We start from the raw sequence: 10,636 nt of genomic DNA, 5'->3' as shown, positions 1-10,636 counted from the left end.
CCTACTTTATCAAAGGTCTAGCAAGATAAAAGCCGCCCTGGTCGCGTCAGCGGGCCGTAGGCCTTAGGGCGGGGCTTCAGACCCAGTTTTTTGGTAAAGCCAAACTACCCTCCCCAGCAGCTTTTTTCTTAACCGAAAGTTAACCCTAGGCCCAATCTGGAGCCACTGCACCACCGACACCAGCGTTCCGGGAAGGGGCTGGAGAAGCTAGGGCTGCTGCTCCTTTGAAGAGGGAGAGGGGGGATAGAGCAGGGCTTCCAGCTCCTGCAGCGCTTGCTCCAGGTTGTCGTTGACAATCACGTAGTCAAATTCGTCTTGGGCATCCAATTCCTTGCGGGCCTGTTCCAGGCGGCGCTCGATGCTGGCCTCTGAGTCTTGTCCGCGCTCGCGGATGCGACGTTCCAGCTCTTCCAGAGAAGGGGGACAGAGAAAGATGCGAATGGCATCTGGGTACTGTTGCCTCACCTGACGGGCCCCCGCCAGCTCAATTTCCAGCAGCACATCCTGACCCTGATTGAGTTTTTGGAACACGATCTCGCGGGGAGTGCCGTAAAAGTTGCCCGCATACTGTGCCCATTCCAACAGCTCGTTGGCTTCAATCAAGTTGAGAAATTCCTCCCGACTGCGAAAGTAGTAGTTGACGCCTTCCTGTTCGCTGGGGCGGGGGGGGCGGGTGGTGACCGAAACCGAGAAATACAACTCGGGGTGGCGCTGGCGCAACTGGCTGACCAACGTACCTTTGCCCACTCCACTGGGCCCTGTCAAAACCACCAAGCGACCGCGCGGGGTGGGAGCCGGAAGGGATCCCTGCTGCTGCGTACACTCAGAGGGAACTGGGGTAGGAGAGGCTGGCATAGACAGAGACCGACGCAAGACGGCTGGGCAATTGACTTGTTTGGGTTGGTTTTAGGATATCTCACTCCTGGTTCCTCAGACGGCTCACAGCGATGGCTTTCACTCGGTTTCGTCTGGCAAACCGGGCTTGGCTGTCAGGAAGCGGTTGGCAACGGTTTCGGGTTGGATGGCGGAGAGGATGACGTGCCCGGAATCGGTGATGATGACAGCGCGGGTACGACGACCATAGGTAGCATCCACCAACTGGCCCCTCTCGCGGGCATCGCTGATGATGCGTTTGATGGGAGCTGACTCGGGACTGACAATGGCGACCACACGCCCAGCGGCGACGATGTTGCCAAAGCCAATGTTGATTAGGCGGGTATCCATGGGGTGATGAGCGAACCTAACGGCTGTCCGGCCAGCGACCTTCATTAAGGTAGCAAATGGGGCTCTTTCGCGGGTTTGCTACAACGACACCTGAGTTCTCGGCCAATGGGGCAGTGGGTTTCGGCGACAAATCCCGTTCGGGTGAGCCGCAAAAAGGCTGTGGTCCCATAAAAAGCTGCACCCTCCCAAACAACTTGCCCTGTTTATCGAGGACGGTAAAATCGTCAACATGAAGCCACTTCAATAGAACTTGAACTGTAAGCCTCAAAGGCCGCCGCTGTGGTAAGCAGTTTGAGGCAGCTCTGAAAACGAAAAGATCGACCCAGCACCCCAAGCTTGAATAGATTTCTTCCTTGCCTATGCTTGACCTGACTTGGCTGGATCCCCTTGTCCAGCACTTTCAACTGGGGGATCCAAAGCCACCCGAAGCCATCCGAGTGGGCCTCATTCACCAAACCTGGAAACTCATCACCTCTGAGGGATCCTTCATCGCCCAGCGCCTTCACCCCCGATTTGATCCTGCTGTCACTGAAGATGGTCAAGCCATCGGCCAATGGTTGAGACAACACGGCTTCCCCGTCCCCCAATTCCGCCGCGCTCGCGATGGATCCCTGCACTTGGCCTGGGCAGAAGGACTGTGGCGGGTCATGGATTGTCTGCCGGGATCCTGTCACTCAGCCCCTCCCAATTGGGGCTATCTGGAAGAGGCGGGGGCAGCCGTTGGACACCTGCATCGACTCTTGGCCCAAATGCAATACCGTTTCCGCTTCCGGATCCCGTATTTTCACGATACGGCTCACCTTTGGCAACAGCTACGCCAGCACGAACCGGTGCCAGAAGTGCAGGCAGAATGGCAGTTTTTAATCGAAACTGTGCCGAATCTTCTGCTGCCCTCAGGGATCCCAACTCAAATCATCCACGCCGATCTCAAGTTCAACAACTTTTTGTTCGATGAGCAGGGGCGATTTGTGGGCCTGGTGGATCTGGACACCTTCATGTATCACAACCTCTATGTTGAACTGGGGGATGCCCTGCGCTCCTGGGGTAAACGAGGAAATACCCTTCAGCCCGAGGCAATCCTGGCCGGGTTGCGGGGCTATGCCCAAACCGGGAACCTGCACGCCCTACAACCAGAACTCATCATTCAAGGGATCCAACTGATTACCCTGGAATTGGGGATGCGCTTTTTGCAGGATTGGTTTGAAGACGCCTACTGGAATTGGGATCCCCAACGCTACCCCAGCCGCAAGGCCCATAACCTGGCCCGCTGCCAACAGCAAATTTGCCTATATCAAGACCTCACCCAGAGGGTGCCTCAACTGTTGGAGTCCATGCGCGCCCTTTGGTCTCATGAGCGGCAAAAGAGAGATTAACTTATGTTAATTTAGGGGCATCTTCCTCTTTCTTCCCGCGGTCTCTATGAGCATTCAACTTCCCCGCTGGCTAGAGCTGGCCTTGCCCTTCTTTCATCCTGTGCTGATGATTTTGGCGTTTGCGCTGGCCTTGTATGCCCTTTACCTGGGTCTGCAAGCGCGACGGGTGCGCACTGCCTCGGCAGAAGAACGCAAGGAGCTGATCAAAGGGAAGTTTGGTCAGCGGCATTTCCTTGCCGGATCCCTGTTCTTGTTGTTGATGGTGTTCGGAGCCCTGGGCGGCATGGGGGTTACCTACCTGAACAACGGCAAGCTGTTTGTTGGGCCTCACTTGCTGGCCGGGTTGGGCATTGTGGCCTTGGTGGCCAGCTCTGCGGCTCTGGCACCGCTGATGAAAGACGGGCAAAAAGTCTGGGCGCGCAACGTGCATATTCTATTGAACGTGGTGATCCTGGCGATCTTGGGTTGGCAGGCGGTGACCGGCTTCCAGATTGTGCAGCGCATCGTCGACCAAATGCTGACCACACCTCCCCAGGTGGCCTAGCCTCCCTGAAAACCCACTGAACAGGGCTGAGCGCTGTGAGGACTTTGATTCGCGGGTGCAAACCGAGAAGCTCACAGACTCAGTCCTGCCCTTTTCTAAATTCGGGGCTTCGTCATGTCAGAATGGCAAAGCAGGCGCTGCATCCTTCGACTGTAGAAGGGCGCTATCTTGCTGCTGCTACCCAGCTTCAACGCAATGGTTCTTCCCATGTCGGTTAGCCCTCTTCCCAATTGGGTCAAGCGTTCCATCGGCAAAGCCAGCGAGACTTCAGCGGTGCAGCAGGTGATCAAGCAGCGGGGCCTGCACACCATTTGCGAAGAGGGGCGCTGCCCAAACCGAGCCGAGTGCTACAGCCAAAAAACCGCTACATTTCTGTTAATGGGAGGGATCTGCACCCGCGCCTGCTCTTTTTGCCAGGTGGCCAGTGGACGGCCCGCACCATTGGATCCCGCAGAACCGGAGAAAGTGGCCGAGGCGGTTGAGCTGCTGGGGCTCAGCTATGTGGTACTCACCTCGGTGGCCCGCGACGATCTGCCCGACCAGGGATCCGGTCGCTTTGTGGAGGTCATCGAGGCAATTCGGCGGCGCTGCCCCGGCACCCAGATCGAGGTGCTCACCCCCGACTTTCGCGGGGATCGCGAGTGCATTGCCCGTGTGGTGGCTGCCCAGCCTGTTTGCTACAACCACAACATCGAAACGGTGCGACGCCTCTCCCAGGCAGTACGGCGCAGCTCCGGCTACGACTTGTCCTTGCGGGTTTTGCGAACGGTCAAGGAGCTGAATCCTGGATTACCCACCAAGTCTGGGCTGATGCTGGGGCATGGGGAGACCCGCGCAGAAGTGCTGGAAACCTTCCGGGATCTGCTGGCGGTGGGATGCGACCGTCTGACCCTGGGGCAATACCTGCAGCCTTCTTTGGCGCATCGCCCTGTGGAACGCTACTGGACTCCGGAGGAGTTTGCCGAGCTGGGCCAGATAGCCCGTCGGATGGGGTTTCGCCAGGTGCGCTCGGGGCCATTGGTGCGCAGCTCCTACCACGCTGCTGAAATGGTTGAGAACTAGGCGAGAAAACCTGGCAGGGAGGTTGTGCGGTCTGATACAGCCGGTCTTCCCTGTTCAATCAAGGCACGCAAGCCCGCTTCCAGGCCAAACGCTTGTGCTGCAAACTGGCTGAGCACCTGCGGCGCCAGGGATCCCAGGCGGTACAAGCTGATCCCCGCCACCAGACCCGGCAAAAGGCCGTTGCCCCAGTCTCCCCACAGCCAGGAACTTACTCCTTCTGCTAGCAGCAGCAAAGCCCCATTGAGCAGCAGCGGTCGCCACAGCCCCTCGCGAAAGGAGACCAGCCCCCTCCACAAGGCCGTCCGGGGTAGGTGAAGCCGCACTCCCAAGCCCAGCAGCCAAAGACCATCCAGCAGCGGGGCCAACAGCAAATCCAACCCCAGCGGAGCTAAGCCCACCCCCATCCCCTTGCCAAGGGCGAAAATCCTGCCCCATTGCTCCACAAAGGGGGCATGGTGCTGCCACTGTTTTTCCAGAATCTGGGCCTGAACCCGGTCCAGCCGCTTCAACACATTCAAAGCCAGGAGGGATCCCGCCTCGGTTTGCAAAATCTGCAGAATTCGCCCCCGCAAGGCTTCAATTTGGGGTGCAGGCCGTTCCCATTCCAAAGTAATGCGGCCATCCGGCCAGTGGGTGCGGACTTTCAGAGGTTTTGGGCAAGCGGCCACGGTCAAAATCTCCTGCGGCGATACCCAGCCTAGGTGGCGGCTGATCTGGGCACAAATGGCCTGCAACTCCGCTTCGGAGTAGAGATCGCATTTGTTCAACACCAGCAGGATGGGCTTGTATAGAGTGCGCAGCTCCGAGAGAGCTTGGTATTCCAACTGGGTCAGGTCGGTGGCGATGACAAACACGATCAAATCCGCCGAGCGGGCCACATCCCAGGCCAACTGTTCGCGGGCTTCTCCTTCCACTTCGTTCAAACCCGGAGTATCCACCAGCCTCACCCGCCAAGGGATCCCTGGCTCCGGCTGCCACAGCAGGGATTGGGGCTGCTGAGTGACCCCATTGAGGGGGCCCACCTTCAATCGCTCCTCGCCGGTTAGGGCGTTCAGGACGGCCGACTTGCCACGGTTGACCAGCCCAAACACCGCAATGGAAAACAGCCGCGCGGTGAGGCGCTTGCGCAAAGTGGATAGAGCCCTGAACTCCGGTTGTAAATCCCGACGGCTGGCCAGAGATTGCCAATGATCCCAGCACCTTTGCAAAACGGTTTCGGCTTGGGTCAAGGGAGTGGTCATAGACAGGGGCAATGGACTAACCCTCACTCTAGAGGGAATTGCCCCTCAGGGCTAGCCGTTTCTCCCCCCCAGCGTGGGGAATCCAAACCCCACAAAATAGGGCATGATCACCCTAGGGTTCCGCCGAATCTCCTATGCTGTACCGCCTTCCCCAATCTCTGAAATGGCTTCGTGTGGGTGGATCCCATCGTTCTAAGCAAGAGCGCCAGATCGTGCGCAGCCTGCTGGCCTTTGCTGGGGCGCTGCTGGTTATGGATGTTGTGCTTCTAAGTACTCTTCGTTAGTTCAATTGGCTTGCCTGAGTGGTTTTTGGGATGCGCACCCACCACAAATGGCGTCGAAAGGCGTCTTGAATAGCGTTTGGGGTTGACCGAGCAGCTTGGGAGATTTCTATTCCGAATTGCAGCTGGCGAACCCAGTCTCCCCTCCCTAGTTGCGGGAGAGGGGCTGAGGGCAGTCGCATTCGCGTGGCAGATCGGAGACCAAAAGTAGCACCGAGCACCAGGGGAAAGCCAACGAAGCTTTCTCTGCCCGCTGCAGGAGAGGCGGAATAACTGTAACTCTGGCGGGGAAAGGAATAGGATGCTACATTCTGTCTTCCTTGCAGGAGCTTAATCTTGCTCTCAACATCTCTACATGCTACAATTCGCCCTGTGCCAAGAAGTTTTGAGGTAAGCGCTATTCATGCTAAGTACACGAGCAAGCCATGGAAAATTCTAAAGCTGAGGCTCTACAGCCGCGAGTTCTCTTAGTATGGCAAAATGCGGTGGACTACCTCACATTCCCGGTTTTTTCCAATAAGCAGGTAACCCTGTGTCCGGGATGGGCAGCGAAGGGGTGTGGCCTTAACTTTTACAGCATTCCTCAGGGGCTGGTTGAGTGCCCCTTGGGAGACTACGATCTTTACGAGTTTGTGCATCGTTCGAATTAGATTGAAGATAAAGAGTTTGATTTAGTAGTAGTTAACTCTTCTATTTTCGACTCATGTAAACCTTTCAACACCAAAAAGTTCGGCTGTCCAACAGTTTTGTTATCTGGAGATACCCATTGGGTATCTCCTCTATGTGGTCACGGAATAGCACCTATTAACTATCTCTTAAATTACTGCAGCCAAGAGAACTTTGACTATGTAGTCACTACTTACAATCGGCAGCATCTACACTGGTTTGTTTCAGCAGGGATCCAAAATGCGGCGTGGCTGCCTTTGATGAATATGTACGTGGTCACTCATGAGTGGGTAGAGACAAGAGAAAACAGAATTGCTTTCCTTGGCCAAATCGGTGGCTTTCACCCAAGGCGCTCTTTCCTGATCAATGCTCTGAGAGAAGCGGGTTTGCCTTTGATTGCTAAGTCAGGAACTAGAGAAGAGGGAGCTCATTTATTTGCCCACTCCTTGATCTCTTTTAACTGTAGCCTAAATGGCGACATTAACTTGAGGAACCTTGAAATTATCTCTGCAGGGGGCTTTCTATTGACAGATCGCCTTTCATTTGCATCTGGTTTTGATGAGTACTTAGTTCCCGGACTATATTGCGATACCTACAACTCTTATTCGGAGCTAGTAGAAAAGATTAAGTTTTACTTAGAGAACCCTGAATCAGCAATAGAGATTGCCAAAAGAGCTTATGAGAAGTTTTTTACCGACTGGCATCCAAAGTATCGAATGGCCGATCTAATGAATTGGATATTTAATGGAGAGCTGCCCGATTTTTACGCAGCAAAATCTGATCCCCGCTTTCTTATCAGCACCTCCTCTAGGGATTTGATAAACACACGTCTGGCTATTTACGAGTCTGCTCAGGAGCTACATCGACTGCAGGAGCAGCCAAAGGTGCTCGTTGGCCGGAACTGTCCTCCAGTGATTGTGGCCGATTTGCTAGACCTGCAGAGGTTAGATCTCTATGTTGAGCCTGGTTTCCCCCTATCTGATCTCCCAAGCGATGGAAAAATCCTGTCTCGTCTCCACGTAGCCAATATAAACTCTTATGTCAAAGAAAAGTGGGATCTTCTTATTGTAAAGACAGACGACCAATTGACAAAATTCGGTTTTGTTTTTCCTCTAGATTTGTCTTTATTTTAGGAAGTGAAAATCAAATTGCTTTCTCCAACACAAAGGACTTATTTACTTAGTCGGCTGTTAATAGAAGAATGGGAACTCTAATCCGTCAGATACTTCACGATAGGATTTAGCCTACAAGAAATCCACAAGCAGGAATCGGGGGAGCAGCAGCTTACCGGGGTATCCAGACCCAGGCCTGCCTTCTATCCTGCTCGACTGGAACTCTTGTACTTAACTCTCCAAAGGGGCTTTAACAGGCAAAAAGCTGCCCGGGATCCCTTGTGCTGCGAGGGCAAGCCGCCGGGGATGGGGGCCGGATCGGGAATAATGGAAGCGGCCCCAGCCGGGAGAGCTGGGTTTTCCCCGCGCTGAGGTCGTTGTTTCCCTTCTCTTGAGGCCGGCTATGGTTTTGCAGGAGGCGGCGGGCGTGCCCCGCATCAACGCGCGCGAGTCGGATGTTTTCGACATTTTCAACCTGAAGCATTATCTCGGCCCTAACCCCTATCTCAATACAGCCGCTTTCACCTTCGACTTTGCCCTTACCCAGTGCCCACAGCCGCTGCCCATTGATGTCTACCTGTCCAAGGTCTGCTTCCATTTCCCCCAGTTGCAGGAGGGATCTTATCCTTCCTACGCCCACTTGTTTGCCCGGCTGGTGACGGAGGTGAACCGGTTGCAGATGGATCTCCACTTGCAGAAGTGGAGCTGTCACCTGTTTCCAGAGTATGTGCGCATCGCGGTGCAGACCTTGCATGGCCGTACCACTCGTGCCGCGGTTTATTTTGCTTGGGATTGGCTGGAAGCCATCGCCCAAGGGGAGCCCTTCGACGTTGAAGGGGAGATGCGCCGCCTGCAGCAATTGTTTCGCAACTCGGTGTACGGCGGGCCGACGGTCTATGCCCTCCTGCGGGCTGCTCACGAACGCGGGATCCCTACCTACTACCTATGGGATGAAGGGGTGATGCAGTATGGCTATGGTCGCAACCAGGTGCGAGGGGTGGCCACCACCTTTCACTGCGACAGCCATCTCGACTCTGACTTCACCACCCGCAAAGACGATTGCAAAGCCTTTCTGGCGGCGCAAGGGTTCCCCGTGCCCCAGGGAGAGGTGGTCGCCTCTTTGGCAGAAGCTTTGCAGCAAGCGCAAGAAATCGGCTATCCGGTGGTGCTCAAGCCGGTGGCCGGCCACAAGGGGATAGGGGTAACAGCAGGCATTCAAACCCCAGAAGAACTGGCCTTTGCCTACGAGGTAGCCGTGGCAGCCCTTCCCCCTGAGGAGCCCATCCGGCTGATCCTGGAAAAGCATCTGCAGGGCACCGATTTTCGCCTGTTGTGTGTGGGAGGCCGCTTTGTGGCGGCCACGGAACGACGCCCCGCCTCAGTGACGGGAGATGGCCAAAGCACCATCGGGCAGCTCATCGAGCAGGCCAACCGGGATCCCGTCCGTTGGGATACCCCCACTTCTCCCCTGGGGCCGATCCAATGGGATGAGGCAATGGAGCGCTTTCTGGCAGAGCAAGGCTTGACAGTGGACAGTGTGCTGGAACCGGGGCGGACGGTCTATCTGCGCAAGGTATCCAATCTCTCGGCGGGAGGAGTGAGCCGCGATGTCACGGCCACCGTCCATCCCGACAACGTGGTTTTGGCCCAAACCATTGCCCAGCAGTTCTCGCTGGTGTGCTTGGGCATCGATGTCATTGCCCCCAGCCTGGAGCGCTCCTGGAAGGAGGGATCCCTGGGGATCATCGAGATCAATGCTGCGCCAGGTGTGCTCATGCACCAAAAGCCTGCAATTGGCGCGGGAGTGGATGTGCCGGGGGCAATCCTCGACCATCTGTTTCCCAAGACGGCCCGCATCCCGATTTTGACCTTTAACCGCCTCACCTTGGCGGAGGCGCACACCTTGGTGGAGCATATTTTGTCCCACCGCCCCAACGCATGTGTGGGATCCGTCTGTCGGGAGGGCGTGCTGCTAAACCACAGCTCTAGACCCCTGCAGGGCAGCCTCTTTCGCCAGGTGAAAACCCTGCTGCGCCATCCCCAACTGGATCTGCTTTTGGCGGAAGCCGACGAAGAGACCCTGGAGCGGGAGGGCTTGGCCTACGAAGGCAGCGATCTGGTGGTGCTGCGGGATCCCTCCGATCAAGAGCTGCAAACCCTGAAACGGGATCTCAACCCCGGCGGCGCCCTCTTCCTGCAGCGGGGATCCACCCTAACTTTGACGGTGGCGGGCCAGGCGGAGCGATTTGAATTGCCGGGGACAGACCTTCAGATGGGGATCCTGCTGCGCTCCATGACCCTGCGGATCATCTGCAGAACCATTAGCCAGATGCTGAAGAACTGGTCTGGCTGAGGGGTTTTGGATTTTCTTCAGATTCTTGTAAAAGGGTAGGCAAAACAAGGGATCCCTGCTGGGGAAAAAGGCCGGCCAGCCGGTCAGCTCTACACCCCTCGGAAAGAAGCGCTATCATAGAATTCCGTCGAATAAACTCCCTTCGTAAAACCTCGCGAGGCAGATCGGATGGATTGGGTAGAAAAGGTGCTGGAAAAGATCCGGGAATGGGTGGAACGTGTGATCGACACCCTGCTGGGGAACCCCCAGCCTCAACCTGCTCCCATTCCGGTAGAAGATGGATCCCATCGTCGTCGTTAATCCGACTGCCATTGCCCCCGGCGGCGAGCCTCTCAGCCTCTTGGTACTGCATGGCCCCAACCTCAACCTGCTGGGGGTGCGAGAGGTGGGCATCTACGGCTCAGTATCCCTAGAGCAGATCGATCAGGCTCTGCATCGGCAGGCAGAAATGCTAGGGGCGAAGCTGGAGATTCTCCAGTCCAACCATGAGGGGGTGCTCATCGATGCCATTCACCGTGCCCGCCAGCAGCATGTCGGCATTCTGATCAACCCTGGGGCCTATACCCACACCAGCATTGCTCTCCGAGATGCCATTGCAGCCGTAGGATTGCCCACTGTGGAAGTCCACCTAAGCAACATCCATCGCCGCGAGCCCTTCCGCCAGCACTCTTACATCGCCGCCGTAGCGGTTGGGCAAATCAGTGGTTTTGGGGCACAAAGCTACCTGTTGGGACTACAGGCTCTGGTGCAACACCTGCGCCTGCAATCTGTGTAGGATCT

The 10,636-nt window shown here is 56.2% G+C and carries 12 protein-coding genes; 9 read left to right on the top strand and 3 right to left on the bottom strand.

Annotation, left to right across the window (positions count from 1 at the left end; all coding sequences use genetic code 11):
- Positions 1-207: 207 nt before the first annotated feature.
- Both gmk and remA read right to left on the bottom strand, forming a co-directional pair.
- A complete protein-coding gene (gene gmk / locus NW849_RS00850) occupies positions 208-855 on the bottom strand; it encodes a guanylate kinase (RefSeq protein WP_414355506.1) in 648 nt (215 codons plus the stop codon).
- A gap of 99 nt (positions 856-954) precedes the next feature.
- On the bottom strand, positions 955-1,224 hold the full coding sequence (remA, locus tag NW849_RS00845) for an extracellular matrix/biofilm regulator RemA (protein WP_414330335.1): 270 nt from the start codon (positions 1,222-1,224) through the stop codon (positions 955-957).
- A gap of 359 nt (positions 1,225-1,583) precedes the next feature.
- Here remA and NW849_RS00840 point away from each other — a divergent pair, with 359 nt between their 5' ends.
- From NW849_RS00840 to lipA, 3 genes are all read left to right on the top strand, one after another.
- Positions 1,584-2,597 (top strand): phosphotransferase enzyme family protein, encoded by a 1,014-nt coding sequence (locus NW849_RS00840; protein WP_414355505.1) that lies wholly within the window; start codon positions 1,584-1,586, stop codon positions 2,595-2,597.
- Between the two features lie 46 nt (positions 2,598-2,643).
- Positions 2,644-3,141: a DUF4079 domain-containing protein gene (locus NW849_RS00835; RefSeq protein WP_414355504.1), complete on the top strand. Its 498-nt coding sequence runs from the start codon at positions 2,644-2,646 to the stop codon at positions 3,139-3,141.
- 207 nt (positions 3,142-3,348) lie between these two features.
- Entirely contained in the window at positions 3,349-4,203 is an 855-nt protein-coding gene (gene lipA / locus NW849_RS00830) for a lipoyl synthase (RefSeq protein ID WP_414355503.1), read from the top strand.
- Here lipA and NW849_RS00825 read toward each other — a convergent pair.
- On the bottom strand, positions 4,200-5,444 hold the full coding sequence (locus NW849_RS00825; protein WP_414355502.1) for an Era-like GTP-binding protein: 1,245 nt from the start codon (positions 5,442-5,444) through the stop codon (positions 4,200-4,202). The two genes, lipA and NW849_RS00825, sit on opposite strands and share 4 nt — an antisense overlap.
- A gap of 134 nt (positions 5,445-5,578) precedes the next feature.
- On the opposite strand from NW849_RS00825, the gene NW849_RS00820 reads away from it, so the two are divergent.
- The 6 genes from NW849_RS00820 to aroQ all read left to right on the top strand — a co-directional run bounded on the left by NW849_RS00820 (position 5,579) and on the right by aroQ (position 10,631).
- The gene (locus tag NW849_RS00820; RefSeq protein WP_414355501.1) at positions 5,579-5,728 is read left to right on the top strand and encodes a hypothetical protein; all 150 of its coding nucleotides are present in this window, start codon (positions 5,579-5,581) and stop codon (positions 5,726-5,728) included.
- A gap of 422 nt (positions 5,729-6,150) precedes the next feature.
- Entirely contained in the window at positions 6,151-6,375 is a 225-nt protein-coding gene (locus NW849_RS00815; RefSeq protein ID WP_414355500.1) for a hypothetical protein, read from the top strand.
- Between the two features lie 276 nt (positions 6,376-6,651).
- The gene (locus NW849_RS00810) at positions 6,652-7,524 is read left to right on the top strand and encodes a glycosyltransferase (protein WP_414355499.1); all 873 of its coding nucleotides are present in this window, start codon (positions 6,652-6,654) and stop codon (positions 7,522-7,524) included.
- 382 nt (positions 7,525-7,906) lie between these two features.
- The gene (locus tag NW849_RS00805) at positions 7,907-9,856 is read left to right on the top strand and encodes an acetate--CoA ligase family protein (protein ID WP_414355498.1); all 1,950 of its coding nucleotides are present in this window, start codon (positions 7,907-7,909) and stop codon (positions 9,854-9,856) included.
- 168 nt (positions 9,857-10,024) lie between these two features.
- On the top strand, positions 10,025-10,156 hold the full coding sequence (locus NW849_RS00800; protein ID WP_011434447.1) for a hypothetical protein: 132 nt from the start codon (positions 10,025-10,027) through the stop codon (positions 10,154-10,156).
- Entirely contained in the window at positions 10,134-10,631 is a 498-nt protein-coding gene (gene aroQ / locus NW849_RS00795) for a type II 3-dehydroquinate dehydratase (RefSeq protein ID WP_049749607.1), read from the top strand. The genes NW849_RS00800 and aroQ overlap by 23 nt, the downstream gene beginning before the upstream one ends.
- Positions 10,632-10,636: the final 5 nt, after the last annotated feature.

It is taken from the genome of Synechococcus sp. R55.3, from assembly GCF_047461975.1.
GTDB lineage: Bacteria > Cyanobacteriota > Cyanobacteriia > Thermostichales > Thermostichaceae > Thermostichus.
Note: the sequence above shows the minus strand (reverse complement) of the source record. Positions and strands in the feature narration are given on the sequence as shown.

Bases quoted from the DNA above. Each gene is read 5' to 3' on its own strand.
- gmk (WP_414355506.1), bottom strand. From the start codon at position 855: ATGCCAGCCTCTCCTACCCCAGTTCCCTCTGAGTGTACGCAGCAGCAG.
- remA (WP_414330335.1), bottom strand. From the start codon at position 1,224: ATGGATACCCGCCTAATCAACATTGGCTTTGGCAACATCGTCGCCGCT.
- NW849_RS00840 (WP_414355505.1), top strand. From the start codon at position 1,584: ATGCTTGACCTGACTTGGCTGGATCCCCTTGTCCAGCACTTTCAACTG.
- NW849_RS00835 (WP_414355504.1), top strand. From the start codon at position 2,644: ATGAGCATTCAACTTCCCCGCTGGCTAGAGCTGGCCTTGCCCTTCTTT.
- lipA (WP_414355503.1), top strand. From the start codon at position 3,349: ATGTCGGTTAGCCCTCTTCCCAATTGGGTCAAGCGTTCCATCGGCAAA.
- NW849_RS00825 (WP_414355502.1), bottom strand. From the start codon at position 5,444: ATGACCACTCCCTTGACCCAAGCCGAAACCGTTTTGCAAAGGTGCTGG.
- NW849_RS00820 (WP_414355501.1), top strand. From the start codon at position 5,579: ATGCTGTACCGCCTTCCCCAATCTCTGAAATGGCTTCGTGTGGGTGGA.
- NW849_RS00815 (WP_414355500.1), top strand. From the start codon at position 6,151: ATGGAAAATTCTAAAGCTGAGGCTCTACAGCCGCGAGTTCTCTTAGTA.
- NW849_RS00810 (WP_414355499.1), top strand. From the start codon at position 6,652: ATGAATATGTACGTGGTCACTCATGAGTGGGTAGAGACAAGAGAAAAC.
- NW849_RS00805 (WP_414355498.1), top strand. From the start codon at position 7,907: ATGGTTTTGCAGGAGGCGGCGGGCGTGCCCCGCATCAACGCGCGCGAG.
- NW849_RS00800 (WP_011434447.1), top strand. From the start codon at position 10,025: ATGGATTGGGTAGAAAAGGTGCTGGAAAAGATCCGGGAATGGGTGGAA.
- aroQ (WP_049749607.1), top strand. From the start codon at position 10,134: ATGGATCCCATCGTCGTCGTTAATCCGACTGCCATTGCCCCCGGCGGC.